This window comes from Pseudodesulfovibrio halophilus DSM 5663 (assembly GCF_059568665.1).
Map to the genome: position 1 here is coordinate 61,856 of NZ_JCANTV010000016.1, position 18,849 is coordinate 80,704.

Sequence of the window (18,849 nt, forward strand, 5' to 3'; positions counted from 1 at the left end):
CCCTTGCGTACTTGTATTCACAGCAGGCTCCTCGTGCCGATAATGCTTGCACTCGCGATTGTCGCGTTCGCAATGCCGTCTCATGCCAAGTCCTACCTTTTCAAAGGGGATATGCATTATCCCCCATACGAGTACCTCGACGAGGACGGCCTCCCCAGAGGATTCAACATCGACATCCTCAAGGCCATTGCCCGGGTGATGGACCTCGACGTTCGCATAGAACTCGACCAGTGGAACCAGGTGCGAAAGGACCTCGAGAGCCGTCGAATAGACGGGGTGACGGGGATGTTCTACTCCAAAGCCCGCAACCGGCTCGTGAATTTCTCCACGCCGCAGCTGGTGCTCTCCCATGCCATTTTCGTTCGGGAAGGATCTGACATTCACGGCCTTGACGACGTTGTCGGCAAGGAGGTCGTGGTGCAGCTCGGCGACATCATGCACGACTATCTCATCAGCAGGGATATTGCGGGAGCGATCGTGTCGGTGGCCAATCAGGAGGACGCTCTTCGTCTTCTGGCTTCGGGCAGGCACGACTGCGCTCTGCTGGTAAAACTTCAGGGCGAGCACCTGATCAGCAAGCTCGGGCTCAGTAATCTTACGTCCGTCGGATCACCCATAGAGCCGAGAAAGTACTGCATCGCCGTGAACCGTGACCAGCCGATGCTTTTGGCTCGAATCAACGAAGGCATGTCCATCATCAAGGAGTCCGGCGAATACGATCGCATCTACGACAAATGGTTCGGTGTCACCGGCAGTGTGAAGAAGACCCCGCAGGATGTCTGGCAAGCGTACGGCAGATATATCGCGACCGGAATCGGTCTCGGGCTCGGTCTGTTGGCGGCGGTAATCGTCCTGACAAGACAGCTGTTGAGCAAGAAACGCGAGCTGCGCTGTCGTCTGCATGAATGCAGTCGTGCCGAAGAGGCGTTGGTCGAGAGCGAAAAGATGCATCGCAAGCTCATCGAAAGCGCGTCCGAGGGCTACTGGCTGGTTGACGACAGCCAGCGCACTATAGATGTGAATCACAAGCTCATGGAAATGCTCGGCTATGACAGGAGCGAAATGCTGGGTCGCAACTTCGAGGATTTCGTGGAGCCTGCGGATATCGAACGGTATTACGAGCAGGTGGAGCTTATCCCGCAGCAGAGCCAGCGGGTCTACGAACTCAGTTTCCGACGCAGCGATGGGTCCGTCCTCCGCAGTATCGTCAGTGCCGCCACGATCGAAGTCGGTGAAGGCGGAGCGCCTCACTCATTCGCATTTCTTACAGATATTTCAGAGCGCAAGCAGGCCGAGGATGAACTCAAGAGATTGAACCAGACCCTGGTTTACATTCTCGACTCCATTGAAGCGGGCATCTCTGTCGTTGACCCAAGAGACATGGAGCCCCTGTTTCTCAACAAGCGCATGCTGACCCTCACGCATGGCGAGGAGGGTGCCCGCGAGCTCATAATGCGCTGGAAGGAAAACATTCGCGAAGCGAACGGCAACACCGGTCAGACGCGCTGGGAGGATTTCGTCGGCGGTCACCGGGAGTTCGTCCTGAACAAGGCCGCCGCGTCCAACTGGATTGACGGACGGCAGGTGGTGATACTCCTGACGTTCGACATCACCGAAAGAAAGCGCATGGAGCGGGAGGTCATACTTGCCAAGGAGGCTGCGGAAAGCGCCAACACGGCGAAAGGTGAGTTTCTTGCCAACATGAGCCATGAAATCCGCACTCCCCTCAACGGCATCATGGGAATGCTCCAGCTCATAAAAAGCACCGAACTGAACAGTGAGCAAGGGCAGTACATCAATACGGCTTTTTCTTCCTGCAAGAGCCTGCTGCGGGTTCTCAGCGACATTCTGGACTTCTCAAAGGTCGACGCAGGCAAGCTCGAGATTGAAGAGGATGTCTTTGATCTGGCTGAACTTCTTGATGATGTCGGGAGCGTTTTCAGACAGCAGGCCGGTGACAAGGGCGTGGACCTTCATTGGAAGACTCCAGAAAGAAAGCCCGCGACGTTTGTCGGCGATGCAGGGAGAATCCGCCAAATACTGATCAATCTGATCGGCAACGCGTTGAAATTCACAAATCAGGGGCAGATCGATTTTGAGGCGGACCTGCTCAAACGTCGTGCCCCAGATGGCTCCGCGCGTATCTTTTTCCATGTTTCGGACACCGGTATGGGCATCCCGGACAGTATGCTCGATGTGGTCTTCAAGGCCTTTTCGCAGGTGGACGGCTCGTATTCCCGGCGATATCAGGGGGCGGGTCTCGGCTTGGGCATCGTGCGCAAGCTGGTAGCCCTCATGGGCGGTAACATATGTATTTCAAGCCGGATAGGACAGGGTACGGACGTTTACTTCACCGTGAATGTCAAGCCCGCTCATCGCAATGCCGTGGAACAGGATGAATCGGAAGCCGAACGTGGGGCAGCTGCATCGACGCCGGAGGAAGGTATTCGCATCCTTGTTGTGGAGGACGAGCGGGTGAACAGTTTCATGGCAAAGCGGCTGTTGGAGAAGGAAGGTTTTTCCGTTCAGGTTGCCACAAACGGCGAAGAAGCGGTGGAGCGCCTGAGCAGCGAAACGTTCCAGTGCATTCTTATGGACATCCAGATGCCGGTCATGGACGGCATGACGGCTACCCGGACAATTCGAGACGAATCAAGCGACGTTCTGGATCATGATGTCCCCATCATTGCCATGACCGCCCATGCCATGAAAGGTGACAAGGAGGAGTTCATCCGTGCGGGCATGAACGGTTACATCGCCAAACCAGTGGACAAGGACTCCCTCCTGTTGGAAATCGCTCGTGTTCGCTCTCTGCTGCAATAGAGGCTCTGCATCAAGTCTCACGCTCGGGCCCTGCCGAAACCACACTCGATGCGAACTCCCGTTGACAGTTTTCTTTCGAGGGAGCCTTCTGGGGACGACTTGATTCGCTATTCGCGCGACCTCTTTAATAATCTTCCATCTGTTCGCTTCGGCGATGTAAAAGGATTCTCCCGCATTCTCAGGGATGTTGCATCGCTTGCTTTGTAAAAGTGGAGCGATTTTTTTGTATGGTTAATCTTTTTGCTTCTCCATTCACTCTTCATGGGTATGGGGTAGCGAAATTTCGATAGGAGCTGCTAATGCATTATGCGTTGGTATTTTTGACATTAATTATGACATTTGTGTGTTCGGCAAATCCGAGCATTGCCCAAAGGTATGATGACTTCTCTACCCCGGGTATTGATGAAGGGCGTTTCTGATTACCAGGAGGTGCTGACAGCTCTTGGCCTCAGCAGCGCCAGAGAAGCGTGAAGACAAGAAAAGCCCCGGCGCTGCCGGGGCTTTTTGATGTTTTGGGGCTACTCAATCGGAATGCTCTTCTTCTCGTGTTGTTCGACCTGCAGGCGAGGCATGGTGACGGTCAGCACGCCGTTTCTGAAGCTGGCCTTGACTCCGTCTCGGTCTGCGTCTTCAGGGAGGTCCAGTACGCGTTGAAACGAGCCGTAGCGGCGCTCCACGCGGTAGTAGCCTTCCTCTTCGGTCTTCTCTTCCTGCTTTTTCTCGCCCTTGATGACGAGGTTGTTGCCCATGAGGTCGATGCTCACGTCTTGCTCGTCGATTCCGGGCAACTCGACGGTTACGGTGTAATCTTTTCCGGACCCCACGATGTCCACCTTGGGCTTGAAGGCGTCGCCTGGTCCGAAGAAAGAGTGTCGGTTGATGCCGCGGAAGGCGGAATCGAACAGTCGATCAACCTCGTCGTGAAGGCTCTTCAGAGGATTGGAGGTCCGCTGTTCCACATCGTCTTTGCGGGCAGGCATGGCCTGCTCCTGTTCTTCTTCCTTTTTCAACCAATTCCATGGATTGAGCTTGGTCATATCCATTGACACCCTCCTTAGGTTTGGTGCGTCTTCACCATTTACCAATAAAAAGGATCATCTGTTTGTCAATGGGGAAATCCGGTGTGGAAGGAAACAATAACACTTCGAACGCTAACGGCGGTGCTGGTTGACGGGTTTTCGCTGTGGGGGTACGTAGATTTAATGGAGAAGTGTATGAAACGTTTTGTGCTCGCGTTGATACTGGTATTGGTTCCGGTTTTTGCCGTTGCCCAAGGGCCTGTCTCGGAGGTGAGAGGTGGTCTGTATTCCCATGACGTTGATTTCATAAGTTTCAACCGTGAGGAAGGGGTTGACCTGAATGCGGAGGTTCTTTTCGAGTCGCCGGATATCCTTCAGGTTCTCTGGGCTCCGCGGCCTCATGTCGGAGCCTCTGTCAATACCGCGGGCGATACATCCTTTTATTACGGAGGCTTCACGTGGGAGTGGGATTTTCTGGAAGACTACTTTGTTGACGCAAACTTCGGCGGGGCGTTGCATGATGGAAGTAATTTGACGGATGATTCCGATCGGAAATCCATGGGATCCGATGTACTGTTCCGCCTCGGTGCCGCGCTGGGATACCGCCTGGACGAACACTACAACATTTCGTTGCAGTTTGAGCACTATTCCAATGCCGGAACCGGAGCCGCCAATGAGGGGCTCGATAACGTCGGATTGCGCATCGGATACAGGTTTTAACGCACGTCTCCAGCGGGGTGAGTCCAGTGAAAATACTTCCAACCATATTGATCTCGGCAGCCTTTCTCTGTTCTTCCGCGCTTCCTGCCGTTGCCGGCTGGGCGGATGTCATGGACAAGGCCACGGAAATCTATAAGGACTCCGCTTCGGATCAAGGAACTGCCAGCAGCGAATTGAGTCGTTCCGAAATAGTCAAGGGGCTGCGTGCTGCGCTTGAAAAGGCGGTCAGGATCTCCATTGAGTACCTTGGGCAGGAAGGGGGCTACCTTGATAACCCCGAGGTTCGCATACCAATGCCCGAAAGCCTTGGAACGGTGGAAAGCGCCCTGCGCCTTGCAGGGCAGGGAGAGTTGGCGGACTCCTTCGTGAAAAGCATGAACCGCGCCGCTGAACGGGCCGTTCCGGAAACGGTCGAGATTTTCAAGAGAACCTTGATGAACATTAGTTTTGAGGATGCCCGCGGTATCCTTGAGGGTGGGGAAACTGCTGCTACCGACTTTTTCAGGCGCAATGCCTCGGACAGCCTCAGAAAGCGCATCCGTCCCTTGGTTTCCGAAGCCATGGAAACGGTCAATGTTACCCGCTATTATACCAATATGACCTCGGCAGCGCGCTCTGTGGGTCTTGGCGGAGACGGGCTGGACCTTCAGGGGTATGTGACCGAAGAGGCGATGGATGGCCTCTTCCTGATCATGGAACGAGAAGAGCGCAGCATCCGCAAGAACCCTGCTTCGCGAACTTCCGATATACTCAAGAAGGTGTTTGGAAGGTAAAATCGTAGCCCGCAGGCGCAGTCATTTTGAACATGATTTCATTATTCCAGCCTCTTGCTCCATCGGAAGGTATGAGCAGGAGGCTGGTTTACGTAGTCGTAGAAGAGGATTGTTACTTGTATGGATGAACTCGAATTGTTGGTTGATCTGCATCGAAGGCAATACCGGCAAGGCCCCGGTGGCGCGTCGGAAACAATGTTGGCCGCGTCTCTTGCCGGACTTGATCGCTCAAAGCCGTTGAATATTATGGATATTGGCTGTGGAACGGGTGCGTCGACGATTCTGCTTGCTCAGGTGCTGGATGCTGAAATAGTTGCAGTGGATTTTCTGCAGGAATTTCTAGATGAATTGGAGAAGAGAGCTAGGAGAGAGAGGGTTGACAAAAGGATCACCACCTTGAACTGCTCCATGGATTCTCTTACGCTTTCTCAAGCTCGGTTTGATGTGATCTGGTCAGAAGGCGCTGTTTACAACATGGGTTTTGAGGCAGGGGTATCGGCTTGGAGTCGATTTCTGAAGCCCGGCGGTAAAATGGTTGTATCCGAATTAACCTGGCTTTCTGAGGACCGACCCGATGAGATTCAGTTGTATTGGGAGGGAGAGTACTCGGAAATTGCTCCTGCTTTGGCCAAGGTCGAGGTGCTCGAGCGGCATGGCTTCAGCCCTGAAGGATACTTCGTCCTTCCTAAGAGCTGTTGGGTCGAAAACTATTACAATCCGCTGATGAAAGGATTTGATGAATTCCTCGACCGTCATGGCAACAGCGAAGCGGCCAAAAATATTGTCGCGATGGAAAAGGATGAGATTGCTCTATATGAGCAATACAGCGATTTCTATGGCTACGGCGTTTATATAGCCCGAAAGCTGTAGATCGGTAGGAGAAAGTGGAAGGTCACGCCCGAGATCAAGTTTATCTTTGCCTGAGTTTGATTTTCCGCCGCGCCACCATTCCCAGCAACACCGACAGTACCCATACGAACCTTGCCCACCTTTCACCACACGTACATGGAGTGTGTAAGAAGTGTGTAAGTGTTGGATACGCGAGAAGAGCAGGATTGCTCCTGCTCTGATAACGCTCTGAAATGGTGGTAGGAAGTGTCCTTCTGGTGGAGGCGGGGGGAATCGAACCCCCGTCCGAGAATGCTCCACTCAAGGCGTCTACAGGTTTAGGATCGGAATCAGTATTCGCCCGTCGGGTTGCACCGACCCATGCGGCCGACGGACTAGCCTTCCTAAGTGTTTCACATCAAAGGCGAAAGGCGAACGTTTGATGCTAGCCCCATGAATTGACGATTCAGCCCGCTTATGAGGCGTCAGCAAGTGAATCGTGACTGTCTAACGCAGTCAGTAGCAACTCTGCCTAAGCAGCCATTGCGTATTCGTAGTCATTGTTGGCACTTGTGTGCTTGGCCGTTTTTTACGAGGCCACGGCCAACCTCGACCTGCAACCTTGGCTTCAACCATCCCCGTCGAAACCAGAGCGCCCCCATTTCAAAGAACCTTTCGGATCACTCAAGGATATAATCACGCTTCACCCTTTGGCAAGGGTAGAAGCCAGAAATATCTTGAAATAAAGAAAAAGGCCCGCCTGAGCGGGCCTGAATCTTCATGTGGTAGCGGGGAGAGGACTTGAACCTCCGACTCTGCGGATATGAGCCGCATGCTCTGACCAACTGAGCTACCCCGCCACATCTGTGCGCCGAAGCGGGTGACTGTTTATCGCTTCTACACTGCCTTGGCAAGGGAAAAGTTGGGGTTTTCTCAATTTTTTTATGAGCCCAGGTACAAAAGCACCAGTCCGGCTAGCACCAGACGGTAGATTGCAAAAGGTCTCAATGTCATGCGGCCTAGAAGAAATATGAAACTTTTGACTGCCAGCCATGCCGAAACGAAGGAAACCCCGAATCCGATGCTGAGAAAAAGCAGGTCGTCCACGTTGAACAGATGCATGTTTTTCAGGAAGTCATAGCCGGTCGCGGCGAACATGATGGGCACGGCCGCGATAAAAGAGTATTCCGCAGCCGTCTTGCGCTCGGCCCCGAGGATCATGCCGCCCATGATGGTCGCGGCCGAGCGCGAAAAGCCCGGCCAGAGTGCCAGGCACTGAAAGAAGCCGATGCCGAGGGCAAGAGTGGGAGTGATGGCATCCAGCCCCGTGACCTTGTTCCGTTTGGGAAGCTGCTCCACAAGGAAGATGAGGACCGCGCCGACGCCCAGCGCCCATGCCACGGTCTCGGGCCCGAAGAGATAGGTCTTGATCGCACTGTGTGCCGCCAGTCCCAGCAGTGATGCCGGTATGGAGGTGAGGATCAGCAGTTTGATGCCCCGCATGCCGGAAAAGGCGTGCGCCGGGTCGTGCCTGAGCAGTCCCGTGAATTTGGACCAGTAGAGCTGCACCACCGCGAGAATGGCGCCGAGCTGGATCACGATGTCGAAGGTTTCGGCCTTGGGGCCGGTGAAGTCGAGCAGGTGACCGGCGATGATCAGGTGGCCGGTGCTGGAAACCGGGAGAAATTCCGTAAGTCCTTCAACGATTCCGAGAATTATCGCTACATACCATTCTGCCATGAACAGTCCGCTGTTGAATGATTATCAGGAGGGGCAAAGCCAGTCTTTGTGGGACTATACCATGGTGTGGGTTCTTGCAAGCCCATGGCAGGTGGTGTACTCCTTCCTCAAACCGCGCGTGCGGAACACCGGAGGTGTACTGATAATGTCGACCATCATGCCCAAGAGCGAACTGGCCCGCAAGGCCGCCAAGTGGATCTGCGAACAGATGGAGCAGGCGGGAAAGCCCCTGCCCGCGCTGATCGAGGAGGCCGCCATGCGCTACAACCTCGGGCCGGCCGATGTGGAATTTCTGCTCCGGTTCTTCAAGGATAAAAAGGACTGATCCGTAACGGTGAAGCTCGCCCATCGTCTTATCTTAAAGGAACTCGCGGTCACGTTCACCCTGAGCGTCTCCACGCTTCTTGGCGTCCTCCTCATGGGCAGGATGATCCAACTGCGCGAACTGCTCATGGGGCACGATCTCGGCTTCCTGGATCTCATGAAGCTGTTTTTTTTCATGAGTCCCTATTTCATGCTGCTCATCGCGCCGATTGCGTGCATGCTTTCGGTTTTTTTGACGTTCTTGCGGATGAGTTCCGACAATGAGCTTACCGCGCTCAAGGCCGGGGGTGTCAGCCTGTACCGCCTTGCGCCGCCCGTGATTCTTTTCTGCATCGCGTGTACTGCGGCGACATATTTCATATCCTTCCACGGGATTTCGTGGGGCATGAGCAATTTCCGCAGCTCGGTCGTGGAGTTTGCTCGTACCAAATCCCGCTTCGCCATTCAGCCGGGCGTGTTCAACCGCGACTTCCCCGATCTGACCTTCTACGCCAAGAATACCAACCCGGAAACGGGCGAACTCATGGATCTTTTCGTGCGAGACTCCACCGTGGAAGATGCCCCGGTCATCATCATGGCCCCGTACGGGAAGATCACCACCAGGCCGGACGAGGGCATCATGGAAGTGGCCTTCCGCAACGGGCGGATATTCCGTCGCGGCAAGGCTGAACTCAACGTCCTGAGTTTTCGCAATTATACCGTTCGGGTGCCCATCGCCATGCTCATCGGCAGCAAATTTTTCGACTCTTCTCGTATCAGCGAGCAGTCCGTGGCGACGCTGCAACGGATGAAAAACAATCCAAGCGAGAAGCTGCTCAAGGACGAGGGGCGCTGGAAGAAGGTCCATAACGAGCTTGCCAAGCGGTACAGTCTGCCATTCGGATGCTTCGTGCTCGGCCTTTTTGCCATGCCCGTGGCCTGCGTGTTCCGCGGATTGAACCAGCAGTACGGCCTGTCCCTTTCGCTCGGGCTGTTTCTGGTCTACTACACGCTCTTTTCAATCGGCTCGAGTCTCGGAGAGTCTGGCGTTGCCCCGCCCACGGTGCTTCAGTGGATCCCCAACGTGCTTTTCCTCGGCATCGGGGTCGTCCTGCTGCACTACACGAACCGGGAGCGCGTGCCCTCGGTTCTAGAGCGCATCATGCATATCAAGGCAAGGCGGACGGAATCATGAGGCCGCGTTTCGGAGTCCTCGCCGGATATATGATCAAGCAGAACCTTTTCCTGCTGTTCATGTGTCTTGCCGTGGGCATCGGCATCTATTTGCTGATCGACACCTTCGACCGACTTGATGACTTTCTTGAAGCCGGGCTCGGGGCAGAAACCATCCTGTATTATTTTGCGGTGAAACTGCCCGTGATCGTTTCCCAGATTCTGCCCGCCGTATTTCTGCTCTCCGTCGTGGTGCAGCTGTGCATCATGGCCCGTAACCGGGAGTTGACCGCACTGCGGGCAGGGGGCGTGTCACCGGCGTGGTTTTTCTGGTTCTTTCTCTTCTATGGCATCCTCTGGAGTATGCTTCAGTTTGGATTCTCTCAGTATATCGGCATGTTCGGACAGATGGAAGCGCACCGTGTCTGGAAGGAGGACGTGCGCGACAGGCAGATCGACGAACTCAAGGTCGGCAATGTCTGGTTCCGCGACGGGACGTTCATCGTCCACGCCGAGGAGGCGTGGCCCTCACGCAGCAGGGCCTCGGGTGTGACGGTGTATGAGCTGGCGCCCGACACCCAGCGGCTCATCCGGATAATCACGGCCAACAAGGCGCTTGTGGACGAGAACGGCTGGGGCCTTCTGGATGTTCAGGAGCTCGACGTGCGCAATTACGACACGGAACAGCGCAAGTCCCAGTTTCTGTCCGTGCGACAGAACCTGCGATCGTTTGTGGTGGCGGACAAGAGCGGCGACAAGAGCCGGCTTCCCATCTGGCAGCTCAGTGAAGTGATTCGGGAGCTACAGAACTCCGGGTCCAACGTGGAGAGTTTGCAGACCGCATGGCACGCGCGCTTTTCCTATGCGTTCGCCATCATGACCATGGCGTTGCTCGGCCTGGCAGTCACGACGTTCACGGAAAAGCCGCACATCGGGGTGGCCCTTTCGCTGCTGTGCATATTCATATTTTACGGGGTCTACATGGTGGGGCAGGCAGCCGGTCAGGAAGGGATTCTGCCACCGATAATGGGAGCGTGGCTGGCCAACGGGGTCTTCTTCGCGCTGACGACGCTGCGTTTGGCCTGGGTCTCGGACAGACGGGTGCGACGATACGTTGCCCGGAACATTCTGGGCAGGGGCCGCGGCAGGGGTTAACCCAGCGCGGCCTCGGCCAGCGTGTCGAAGAGTTTTTCGCGGTTCATTCCGGTTTTGCTGGAAAAAAGCAACGGTTTTTGCTCTGTCTGCATCATGTCGGCCCACTGCTTCTGGACCTTGGCACGGTCGCGCTGCTTGCACTTGTCGGCTTTGGTCATCACCGGAATTACCGGCATTTTGATGCTTCTGAGGTAGCTGATGAGCTCCATGTCGATTTTTTGGGGCGGCAGGCGTGAATCCAGCAAGACCACCACGCCACGAAGTTGTTTGCAGCCGCTGATGTAGGCCTCGATGAGGCGTCCCCATTTGGCCCGCTCCGTCTTGGACGTCTTGGCGTAGCCGTATCCCGGCAGGTCCACCAGATAGTAGCTTTCAGGATGGACGAGGTAGTAGTTCAGACTGCGGGTCTTGCCGGGCTTGGAACTGATCTTGGCAAGGCTTTTGCGACCGGCGAGGTTGTTGATGAGCGAGGACTTGCCCACGTTGGAGCGTCCGGCAAGCGCGATCTGCGGCTCGTCGAACTCCTCGATCTGGTCGCTTTCATACGCGGTTTTGACTAATTCGATATAACGGTTCATAACGTCCTTGTTGTTTAGGCTGCGATGCGGGTGCTATGTCGCTTTTTCGCAGTCCGGAGTCAAGACCGCATCATGAGAGGCTCACCTATGGCGAAAAAGAAGATTCTTGTCCTCAACGGGCCCAACCTCGGCCACATCGGAAAACGTCAGCCCGAAGTCTATGGTTCCGAAACCATGGAAGATCTCGGAAAGATACTTGACGGTCTGATGGGCGAGAAGGCATCCGAAATCGAGTTGGAATACTATCAGTCCAACTCGGAAGGCGCACTCATCGACCGTCTTGAAAAAGCGCGCGAGGACCAGATTTCCGGCGTCGCCTTCAATGCCGGGGCGTATACGCACACCAGCCTCGCCATCGCGGACTGCCTTGCATGGATAGGGGTGCCGTGCGTGGAAGTGCACATCAGCAACATCTGGGCGCGGACCGATCAGCCGCTTCGGCAGCAGAGCCTCATGGGGGGCAACTGCATCGGAGTGATTGCCGGATTCGGCATTATGAGCTATGCCATGGCGGTTCAGGCGCTGCTTGACCATATTTCCAGTCAGGAAGAATAATCGCATCAACATTCCCTAGGGGAACAAACGTACATCCGGAGAGCGTATGTACTCCACTACCGACTTCAAGAACGGTCTCAAGATCGAGCTGGACGGCAAACCTTACGAAATCATTCAGCATCAGCACCACAAACCCGGCAAGGGCGGTGCGGTGATGCGTACGAAACTGCGTCAGCTCATGACCGGTCAGATCATTGAGAAGACCTTCCGTTCCGGCGAGAAGGTCAAAAAGCCCGACATGTCGCATCAGGACATGCAGTTCATCTACAAGGACGGTGACGACTTCGTCTTCATGAACCTTGAAGACTATGACCAGCTGCAGGTCCCGGCCGACGCAGTGGGTGACAAGGGTGGCTTCATCAAGGAAGGCGACACCATCAAGGTGCTGCTGTACAATGGGCAGCTTATCGGCGTCGACCTGCCGGCCTCCGTGGTTCTCGAAGTCGCCGAGACCGATCCGGGCGTACAGGGCGACCGTGTCTCCGGCGCATCCAAGCCGGCAGTGTTGGAAACCGGCAAGACCGTTCAGGTTCCGCTTTTCATCAACCCCGGCGACAAGGTCAAGATCGACACCCGCAGTAACGATTATCTCGGCCGCGAATAGCCGCCGGGCTTGCGATCATGCGTGATGATCGGCTAAAAGGGCCGTGGAACGTCTTTGTTCCGCGGCCCATCTCATTGAAGAGGAATTCCTTGCATGGCGAAAGCGAAAGCTACCAAAGCGAATAAGCCGGAGGGCAAAGGCCACGGTCGTGAAATGCGCGGGCTGTTCCTTCTGGCCTTTGCGGCGTTTCTCGCGGTCGCGCTGTGGAGCTTCGATCCGTCGGATCCGAGCTTCAACCAGGCCGTCACCCCGCACGGCGTGTCAAACATGGCGGGCATCGCGGGAGCCTACGCGGCCGGCCTTCTCGTGGACATCTTTGGCGCCGGGGCATGGTTCTGGCCGCTACTGAGCCTGTACGCCGGGCTTTCCCGCTTCATTCGCCGCATTCGGATTCGTCCGGTGCAGTGGCTCGGCGTGCTCGGCCTGTATGTCTCCTACCTCGGGTGGGCGTGTCATCCGTGGCTCTTCGATGTTCCGGACAACGCATACGGTTTCATCGGTGCGGGCTACATTGGTCGTGAGATCATCACCGGCTTCGTCCTTCAGTGGCTCAGTCCGGCGGGCAGTTTTATCTGCTGGCTTTTTCTCTCCCTCATATCACTTCAGCTGGTTATCGGCTTCAGCTGGAAAAGGCTTTTCCTCATACTCGCTGCGGGAGGTGTCGGTGTGATGGAGGCCATGCGTGAGCGGGCCGCGATACAGCGCGAACGTCTTCAAGCAAAGAAGCTCGCCCGGCAACAGGCTAAGGCGGAAGCCGAAGCTGCCCGCACAGCTGAGGCGGATACTGCGGACGATGAAGACGACCTCCCGCCGTTCCTGCCAGATCCGCTTGAGGAGCCGGTTGACCCGAAGCCCGCCGGAAAGCCTGCGCCCGAAAAGAAAAAGAAAGTCGCTTCAGCCCCCAAGCCCAAGCCGCGCAAGGATGCGGGCGGTGACGAGCTGCCGAGCACCGAGCTGCTGACGCCTCCGAGCGATACCCGTGTCAGGGTAGACCGTTCCACGCTCGACGCGCTTGCGGAGCGTCTGGTGGCCTGCCTTGCGGATTTCAACGTTCAGGGCGAAGTACAGCAGGTGGTCCCCGGGCCTGTGGTGACCATGTTCGAATTCAAGCCCGCTCCCGGCGTCAAGGTCAGCAAGATCGAGAATCTGACTGATGACATCGCCCTTGCGCTCAAGGCCATGTCCGTGCGCATCGAGGCGCCGATTCCGGGCAAGGACACCGTGGGGATCGAGATTCCTAACGATAATCGTGAAACCGTTTACCTTCGCGAGATTTTCGAGGCGCCCGAATTCGAGAAAAGCAAGTCGCTCCTGACGCTTGCCCTCGGCAAGGATATTCACGGCGAAGTGAAGGTCGCGGATCTGGCCAAAATGCCGCATCTGCTCGTGGCCGGGGCCACCGGTGCCGGTAAGAGCGTGGGAATCAACAGTTTTCTGCTGAGCCTGCTGTACAAGGCCGGTCCGGATCAGGTGAAGCTGCTTCTGGTGGACCCCAAGCGCATCGAGCTGGCCCCGTACGCCAAGCTGCCGCATCTGGTGCATCCCGTTGTCACGGAGATGAATCTGGCCAAGAGCGCGCTGGAATGGGCCGTTCACGAAATGGATTGTCGTTACGAGAGCATGGCGCGCATGGGTTCCCGTAACATCGAAGGGTACAACGCGAAGCTCGCGGCGTTGGGTGACGACAGGCCCGAAGGGACAGAAGCGCTCAAGCCCATGCCGTACCTCGTCATCATCATCGACGAGCTCGCCGACCTGATGATGACCGCCGCCAAGGACGTCGAGCAGTCCATCGTGAGGCTGGCACAACTGGCCCGTGCGGCCGGAATCCACATGGTTCTGGCGACTCAGCGACCCAGCGTGGACGTTGTCACCGGCCTCATCAAAGCCAACTTCCCCACACGCATATCCTTTTCAGTCACCTCCAAGTTCGACTCCCGCACCATCCTCGACAATGTTGGCGCGGAAAAGCTGCTGGGCAGGGGCGACATGCTCTTCAAGCCATCAGGCGCAAAGCTCAAGCGCATGCACGGAGCGTTCGTGGACGAGACGGAAATTGCGCACGTGGTGGATTTCTGGGAACGTCGGGAAACGCAAGAGTTCGAGCTGGACTTTAACGAATGGGGCAAGGACTCCGGCAACGGCGGCTCCTTTGACGGAGGCGACTCCGGAGATCAGATTTACGACGAGGCGGTACAGTTCGTGCTTGAGCAGGGCAAGGCCTCCATTTCGCTGCTGCAACGCAGGTTCCGCATCGGCTTCAACCGAGCGGCGCGCTACATTGAGCAGATGGAGATGGACGGACTGCTCGGACCGCAGGAAGGCAGCAGGCCCCGAAAAGTCATCAAGCCGGAATAACGGGAGAAAATATGATCACGACACGACCGAGAGTTGCCATGGTGCTGTTGACCGCGCTTTTGGCCGTAAGCGCGGCGGCCCCGGCGCTGGCGCAGGACAGCCAGAACATCACGGATAGAATCCAGAAGCGCTATGACACGCTGGAAACCTTTCAGGGGCGCTTCGAGCAGGTGCTCACCAACGCTGCGACACGTCAGTCTGAGACCCGCACCGGCTATATCTGGTATCGCCAGCCCTCGCTTGTGCGCTGGGTCACGGTGGAGCCTGAAAAAGAGGTCCTCGTCATCGGCAATGATGTGGCGTGGGACTATTTCGAGGAAGATCTGACCGCGTTCAAGTACAGCGTGGAAGGGCTGCTCGATTCGAAGACCATCCTTCGTTTCATTTCCGGCAAGGCGAATCTTCAGGAAGATTTTCTCGTCAAGACGGAATGGCTCGGCGATGAAGACGTGCGCAAGGAGTGGGGGGATGAGCTGACCATCCTCCAGCTGACGCCCAAGGAGCCTGAGCCGGGTATGGTTCAGGCGTACATCGGGGTCGAGCCGGAGTCGGCGTTGCTGCGCCGCGTGCTCATCGTGGACTTCATGGGCAATGCCAACGACGTGTCTCTGCTTGATGTGGAAGTGGACCGGGAGATTCCGGAATCCAAATTCGCGTTCACGCCGCCCGAGAACGTGGTGGTCGAAGATAACACTGCGGGATACTAGGCATCCCGCATCAGCTATCGAGTCCAACGGCGGCGCGGAGCTCTTTGAGTTCCGCGCCGTCGACGTATTTCCACTTGCCGACGGGGAGTCTGCTGATCTCCAGCGGGCCCTGACGCACCCTTTTCAGCCGCAGGATCGTCAGGTCCAGATCGCGGCACATCCTGCGAATCTGACGGTTTATGCCTTGATGCAATGTCATGATCATCATTTGTTTGCCGTCTTTGGGCGGTTTGACACTGATCTTGACAGGCGCGAGTTTCTCGCCTTCCTCCAGCGTCATGCCGGATTCCATGGTCTTGATGGCATTGCCCGGTATCAGACCGCGCACCGTTACCGCGTAGTCTTTGGGTAGGTGGTAGCGCGGATGCGTGAGACGGTGACAGAGGTCCCCGTCGGTCGTCAGCAGGAGCAGGCCTTCCGAGAAGAAATCAAGACGGCCAACCGGAAACGGGCGTTTTGTCCTGATGTCCTTGGGGAGCAGATCCATCACGGTCTTGCGGCCCTGAGGGTCGCTTGCGGTTGTCACCACGCGCGTGGGCTTGTTGAGCATGATGGTCACGTTACGCTCGGGAGGCGTGCCGACCGGCTTGCCGTCGACGAGCACCTCGTCGCTCCCCGGAGTGACCTTGACGCCCGGAGATTCCGCCACTTCGCCGTTGACGCTCACCCGGCCGGAAAAGACCAGATCGTCTGCGCCGCGTCGGGACGCGATGCCGTTCATTGCGAGATATTTGTTCAGCCTGATGGGATCGTTGGATTCGTTCATGCGCGCAAGGTGCACCGGAACCGCAGGAAGGGCAAGCTTTAATGAGAAGAGGCGTTCCGAATCACTCCGAAACGCCTCGCGGGGATGACTGTCGGGACAGGGGTCAGGGCCGGATGACCTTTGTCGCAACCTGAAGACTGGTGACGACATCGAGCATGTTCGTGGTTTCTCCGGCTTTTTTCTTTTCCATCAGGCCAAAATGGTCAAGGCAGGTGCCACACACGAGAACGGTCACGCCGCTTTCTTCAAGGGCCTGGATTTTCTCGAGGCACGGGTTGTCAGCGCAGGCGAGCCTGACTCCGCCGTTGACCAAGACGATCCGCCACAACTCCTCTCCCAGTTCCGGGAGGGTGGCCAGAAAGTTCATCATCAGCTTGGAGCCGAGTTCATCATCGCCGGAGCCGATGGTTTCCGTACCGACGAACACCGTTATCTTCTGATTGGCGGTTTCTGCTGAGCGGGCGATCTCTGCGTCGGTCATGGTTTCGCATTCCGTGCAGGTCTCACCTTCGCGGTAGCCTTTGAGAGTGAAGAGGCCGTCGCCTTCCGTGGTATCGACGCTGTACCCTTTGGTGGAAAGGAAGCGGGTCACGTTTTCCCGCGCGGCGCTGTTGTCCACGACAATGCTCAGGCTCGGCGGGGAATCGCTTTCGATGACGCGTTTGCACTCCAGAACCGGCTGAGGGCAGGGCAGACCCTGACATTCGAGTATGGTATCGGACATTTTTACTCCTTGATTTCTCAATGAATCATAGCGCTTGAATCCGGTCAAATCGATTCGAACAACGTCATGCAGTCAAAAACAATAGAGAATGTCTATGCAGTGAAGGGTTGCTTTTTGTCCGGGGGGAAGGATACAAGACGCGGATGAGGCATGTTCATGAAGATTTCCTTTGATCCCAAACGGCTGGCACCGGTTATTCACGGTCTGCATCGGCTGTGGTTCTCCACCATGCGTTATGAAAACGGCAGACGCCTTGAAGTCCTGGATGATTTGTGGCGTGCGGGAAAGCCAATGGTGCTGGCGTTCTGGCATGAAGAGATATTCACGGCGCTCGGTTGCAACTATCTGACCGATGCTGATTACGTGGCCTGCATCAGTCAGAGCAAGGACGGGGAAGTGCTCTCGCGTGTGGTGGAGCGGATGGGCTTCAAAACGGCTCGGGGGTCCAGCTCGCAAGGAGGAGTGCGCGCACTGCTGCAGGCAAAGCGCATCATGGAGCGCGAAAACCGGGTCGCGGTTTTCACCGTGGACGGCCCGCGCGGCCCCAGACGGCAGACAAAGGAAGGGCCGATTTTTCTTGCCCACAGGGCCGGTGCCGCCATTGTCCCTTTGCGTGTGCACTGCTCGGGAAAATATGTCTTCACCAAATCGTGGGATCAGTTTCAGGTCCCTTATCCATTCTCCAGATGTCGTATCTCCATGGGGGATCCATATACGATAGACGCTCCAAAGTTAGACTCGGAGACCATGGAGGCCGAGAGGCGCAGGCTCAACAGGGTTCTGGATTCGCTCTAGCCTCGTCAGTCGCAAGACTATTTCGGGCACCCGTTCACGGGTGCTTTTTTTGTGCCCAGAAGTCTTGAACAAATTCTTCTTCGCCCCTTGGCAAATCTCTCATTCCGTGTAGAATCCGAACTATCGTCCCGATTGTGGTTCGGGATATTTCTGTAAACAACATGCCGAAAATAAAGGAGAATGGAAATGCTCGTCAAACGTATGGAAGACGCCATCAACGACCAGATGAACTTTGAGATCTACTCTGCACATATCTACCTTTCCATGGTTTCCTACTTCGAGTCTCAGGGGCTGCCGGGATTCGCGAACTGGATGCGCGCGCAGTATCAGGAGGAAATCTTCCACGCCATGAAGATGTTCGACTACCTGAACGAAGCCGGCGGCCGGGCGGTCATCTCCGCCATCGACGCACCGGCGACCGAGTGGGAATCTCCGCTCGCAGCGTTTGAAAACGCCCTTGAACATGAGCAGCTGGTCACCAGCCGCATCAACAACCTCATGGATATCGCACGCGAGGAGAGCGACCATGCCACCTCCATTTTTCTGCAGTGGTTCATTTCCGAGCAGGTGGAGGAAGAGGCCAGCGTGGGCGACATCGTGAACAAGCTGCGCCTGGTGGGTGACGGCGGCGCCCTGTTCATGATGGACCGCGACCTCTCCACCCGCGTGTTCACCGCTCCGAAGGAGGAGTAAGCACACCCGAGAGGGGGGAGGAAGCATGAGCGATACGCCATACGACAGGCTGTGCAGCGCGGTGGAGTACGCTGAAAAAAGCGTGGAGTTCTATCGCGACGAGTTGGATGGCTGCCCGGACGGGCTCGGCAGAGAGGTTTTCGAAACGCTCATGGAGCGTTCGGAGGACAACCTCGATTTCGTCAGCGCGATTCAGGAAGCTGTCGGAGAGGGAGCGCCGTGGGATGCGGCCTGCAGTCTTCCCGGCGAACTGGAGGAGAGTCTCAAGGAAACCTTCATTTCCCTCGCCGCCAAGTACGAGGGGGAAGCCTGCACCACTGAGAGCGGCACGGCCGAGCTCGGACTCGAGATGGAGAAGGGCGTGCTCGATTTCTATTCGGAGTGGGAAGATGAGGCCGATGACGAGACCGAGCGCCAGTTCGCCAAATATATGGCCGGAGTACAGCGCGACAGCGTGAACATGCTGTCCGATCTGGTCTATTACTACGAAGACCCCGAAGGCTGGTCCATGTCGGGCAGTCTTGACGGGGCGTGA

At 56.4% G+C, this 18,849-nt stretch carries 19 protein-coding genes, 1 tRNA gene and 1 other RNA gene; 14 read left to right on the plus strand and 7 right to left on the minus strand.

What is annotated here, in order from left to right:
- The first annotated feature begins 111 nt into the window (after positions 1-111).
- Positions 112-2,823, plus strand: a complete 2,712-nt coding sequence (locus BR24_RS15695; RefSeq protein ID WP_496542421.1) for a response regulator — start codon at positions 112-114, stop codon at positions 2,821-2,823.
- 518 nt (positions 2,824-3,341) lie between these two features.
- Here BR24_RS15695 and BR24_RS15700 read toward each other — a convergent pair.
- Complete coding sequence (locus BR24_RS15700; protein ID WP_496542422.1) at positions 3,342-3,866, minus strand: Hsp20/alpha crystallin family protein; 525 nt, start codon at positions 3,864-3,866, stop codon at positions 3,342-3,344.
- Positions 3,867-4,037: 171 nt separating this feature from the next.
- Here BR24_RS15700 and BR24_RS15705 point away from each other — a divergent pair, with 171 nt between their 5' ends.
- From BR24_RS15705 to BR24_RS15715, 3 genes are all read left to right on the plus strand, one after another.
- Positions 4,038-4,562, plus strand: coding sequence for an acyloxyacyl hydrolase (locus BR24_RS15705; RefSeq protein ID WP_496542423.1), 525 nt, complete (start codon positions 4,038-4,040; stop codon positions 4,560-4,562).
- Positions 4,563-4,672: 110 nt separating this feature from the next.
- Positions 4,673-5,335, plus strand: a complete 663-nt coding sequence (locus BR24_RS15710) for a DUF4197 domain-containing protein (RefSeq protein ID WP_496542424.1) — start codon at positions 4,673-4,675, stop codon at positions 5,333-5,335.
- 120 nt (positions 5,336-5,455) lie between these two features.
- A complete protein-coding gene (locus tag BR24_RS15715; protein ID WP_496542425.1) occupies positions 5,456-6,205 on the plus strand; it encodes a class I SAM-dependent methyltransferase in 750 nt (249 codons plus the stop codon).
- 234 nt (positions 6,206-6,439) lie between these two features.
- On the opposite strand, the gene ssrA is transcribed toward BR24_RS15715, so the two are convergent.
- The 3 genes from ssrA to BR24_RS15730 form a co-directional block, all read right to left on the minus strand.
- Positions 6,440-6,823, minus strand: a transfer-messenger RNA (tmRNA) gene (gene ssrA, locus BR24_RS15720).
- 123 nt (positions 6,824-6,946) lie between these two features.
- Positions 6,947-7,023 (minus strand) — tRNA-Met (locus tag BR24_RS15725).
- Between the two features lie 82 nt (positions 7,024-7,105).
- Positions 7,106-7,903, minus strand: coding sequence for an undecaprenyl-diphosphate phosphatase (locus BR24_RS15730; RefSeq protein ID WP_496542426.1), 798 nt, complete (start codon positions 7,901-7,903; stop codon positions 7,106-7,108).
- A 145-nt stretch (positions 7,904-8,048) separates the two neighbouring features.
- Here BR24_RS15730 and BR24_RS15735 point away from each other — a divergent pair, with 145 nt between their 5' ends.
- Genes BR24_RS15735 through BR24_RS15745 form a run of 3 tightly spaced genes read left to right on the plus strand, consistent with a single transcriptional unit; the run spans position 8,049 to position 10,534 of the window.
- On the plus strand, positions 8,049-8,228 hold the full coding sequence (locus BR24_RS15735; protein ID WP_496542427.1) for a hypothetical protein: 180 nt from the start codon (positions 8,049-8,051) through the stop codon (positions 8,226-8,228).
- A gap of 9 nt (positions 8,229-8,237) precedes the next feature.
- Entirely contained in the window at positions 8,238-9,401 is a 1,164-nt protein-coding gene (lptF, locus tag BR24_RS15740; protein ID WP_496542428.1) for an LPS export ABC transporter permease LptF, read from the plus strand.
- Positions 9,398-10,534 (plus strand): LptF/LptG family permease, encoded by a 1,137-nt coding sequence (locus tag BR24_RS15745; protein WP_496542429.1) that lies wholly within the window; start codon positions 9,398-9,400, stop codon positions 10,532-10,534. Before lptF ends, BR24_RS15745 begins: the two co-directional genes overlap by 4 nt.
- On the opposite strand, the gene yihA is transcribed toward BR24_RS15745, so the two are convergent.
- The gene (yihA, locus tag BR24_RS15750; RefSeq protein WP_496542430.1) at positions 10,531-11,112 is read right to left on the minus strand and encodes a ribosome biogenesis GTP-binding protein YihA/YsxC; all 582 of its coding nucleotides are present in this window, start codon (positions 11,110-11,112) and stop codon (positions 10,531-10,533) included. The genes BR24_RS15745 and yihA overlap by 4 nt on opposite strands.
- A gap of 87 nt (positions 11,113-11,199) precedes the next feature.
- Here yihA and BR24_RS15755 point away from each other — a divergent pair, with 87 nt between their 5' ends.
- From BR24_RS15755 to lolA, 4 genes are all read left to right on the plus strand, one after another.
- The gene (locus BR24_RS15755; RefSeq protein WP_496542478.1) at positions 11,200-11,667 is read left to right on the plus strand and encodes a type II 3-dehydroquinate dehydratase; all 468 of its coding nucleotides are present in this window, start codon (positions 11,200-11,202) and stop codon (positions 11,665-11,667) included.
- A 46-nt stretch (positions 11,668-11,713) separates the two neighbouring features.
- Complete coding sequence (gene efp, locus BR24_RS15760; RefSeq protein ID WP_496542431.1) at positions 11,714-12,271, plus strand: elongation factor P; 558 nt, start codon at positions 11,714-11,716, stop codon at positions 12,269-12,271.
- Between the two features lie 93 nt (positions 12,272-12,364).
- On the plus strand, positions 12,365-14,629 hold the full coding sequence (locus BR24_RS15765) for an FtsK/SpoIIIE family DNA translocase (protein ID WP_496542432.1): 2,265 nt from the start codon (positions 12,365-12,367) through the stop codon (positions 14,627-14,629).
- An 11-nt stretch (positions 14,630-14,640) separates the two neighbouring features.
- A complete protein-coding gene (gene lolA / locus BR24_RS15770) occupies positions 14,641-15,336 on the plus strand; it encodes an outer membrane lipoprotein periplasmic chaperone LolA (RefSeq protein ID WP_496542433.1) in 696 nt (231 codons plus the stop codon).
- 10 nt (positions 15,337-15,346) lie between these two features.
- Here lolA and BR24_RS15775 read toward each other — a convergent pair whose 3' ends face one another.
- Together BR24_RS15775 and yedF are read right to left on the minus strand one after the other, a co-directional pair.
- Complete coding sequence (locus BR24_RS15775) at positions 15,347-16,102, minus strand: pseudouridine synthase (RefSeq protein ID WP_496542434.1); 756 nt, start codon at positions 16,100-16,102, stop codon at positions 15,347-15,349.
- A 103-nt stretch (positions 16,103-16,205) separates the two neighbouring features.
- Positions 16,206-16,826 carry a sulfurtransferase-like selenium metabolism protein YedF gene (yedF, locus tag BR24_RS15780; protein ID WP_496542435.1) on the minus strand — a complete coding sequence of 207 codons (621 nt, stop codon included), beginning with the start codon at positions 16,824-16,826 and terminating at the stop codon, positions 16,206-16,208.
- Between the two features lie 150 nt (positions 16,827-16,976).
- Between yedF and BR24_RS15785 the strand changes: the two genes are divergently transcribed.
- The 3 genes from BR24_RS15785 (at position 16,977) to BR24_RS15795 (ending at position 18,849) form a co-directional block, all read left to right on the plus strand.
- Positions 16,977-17,621, plus strand: a complete 645-nt coding sequence (locus BR24_RS15785) for a lysophospholipid acyltransferase family protein (RefSeq protein WP_496542436.1) — start codon at positions 16,977-16,979, stop codon at positions 17,619-17,621.
- 186 nt (positions 17,622-17,807) lie between these two features.
- A complete protein-coding gene (locus BR24_RS15790) occupies positions 17,808-18,314 on the plus strand; it encodes a ferritin (protein WP_496542437.1) in 507 nt (168 codons plus the stop codon).
- Between the two features lie 25 nt (positions 18,315-18,339).
- On the plus strand, positions 18,340-18,849 hold the full coding sequence (locus BR24_RS15795) for a ferritin family protein (protein ID WP_496542438.1): 510 nt from the start codon (positions 18,340-18,342) through the stop codon (positions 18,847-18,849).

Bases quoted from the DNA above. Each gene is read 5' to 3' on its own strand.
- BR24_RS15700 (WP_496542422.1), bottom strand. From the start codon at position 3,866: ATGGATATGACCAAGCTCAATCCATGGAATTGGTTGAAAAAGGAAGAA.
- BR24_RS15705 (WP_496542423.1), top strand. From the start codon at position 4,038: ATGAAACGTTTTGTGCTCGCGTTGATACTGGTATTGGTTCCGGTTTTT.
- yihA (WP_496542430.1), bottom strand. From the start codon at position 11,112: ATGAACCGTTATATCGAATTAGTCAAAACCGCGTATGAAAGCGACCAG.
- BR24_RS15755 (WP_496542478.1), top strand. From the start codon at position 11,200: ATGGCGAAAAAGAAGATTCTTGTCCTCAACGGGCCCAACCTCGGCCAC.
- BR24_RS15730 (WP_496542426.1), bottom strand. From the start codon at position 7,903: ATGGCAGAATGGTATGTAGCGATAATTCTCGGAATCGTTGAAGGACTT.
- BR24_RS15775 (WP_496542434.1), bottom strand. From the start codon at position 16,102: ATGAACGAATCCAACGATCCCATCAGGCTGAACAAATATCTCGCAATG.
- BR24_RS15745 (WP_496542429.1), top strand. From the start codon at position 9,398: ATGAGGCCGCGTTTCGGAGTCCTCGCCGGATATATGATCAAGCAGAAC.
- BR24_RS15785 (WP_496542436.1), top strand. From the start codon at position 16,977: ATGTTCATGAAGATTTCCTTTGATCCCAAACGGCTGGCACCGGTTATT.
- yedF (WP_496542435.1), bottom strand. From the start codon at position 16,826: ATGTCCGATACCATACTCGAATGTCAGGGTCTGCCCTGCCCTCAGCCG.
- BR24_RS15695 (WP_496542421.1), top strand. From the start codon at position 112: ATGCATTATCCCCCATACGAGTACCTCGACGAGGACGGCCTCCCCAGA.
- efp (WP_496542431.1), top strand. From the start codon at position 11,714: ATGTACTCCACTACCGACTTCAAGAACGGTCTCAAGATCGAGCTGGAC.
- BR24_RS15790 (WP_496542437.1), top strand. From the start codon at position 17,808: ATGCTCGTCAAACGTATGGAAGACGCCATCAACGACCAGATGAACTTT.
- BR24_RS15735 (WP_496542427.1), top strand. From the start codon at position 8,049: ATGTCGACCATCATGCCCAAGAGCGAACTGGCCCGCAAGGCCGCCAAG.
- lolA (WP_496542433.1), top strand. From the start codon at position 14,641: ATGATCACGACACGACCGAGAGTTGCCATGGTGCTGTTGACCGCGCTT.
- BR24_RS15765 (WP_496542432.1), top strand. From the start codon at position 12,365: ATGGCGAAAGCGAAAGCTACCAAAGCGAATAAGCCGGAGGGCAAAGGC.
- BR24_RS15715 (WP_496542425.1), top strand. From the start codon at position 5,456: ATGGATGAACTCGAATTGTTGGTTGATCTGCATCGAAGGCAATACCGG.
- BR24_RS15710 (WP_496542424.1), top strand. From the start codon at position 4,673: ATGGACAAGGCCACGGAAATCTATAAGGACTCCGCTTCGGATCAAGGA.
- BR24_RS15795 (WP_496542438.1), top strand. From the start codon at position 18,340: ATGAGCGATACGCCATACGACAGGCTGTGCAGCGCGGTGGAGTACGCT.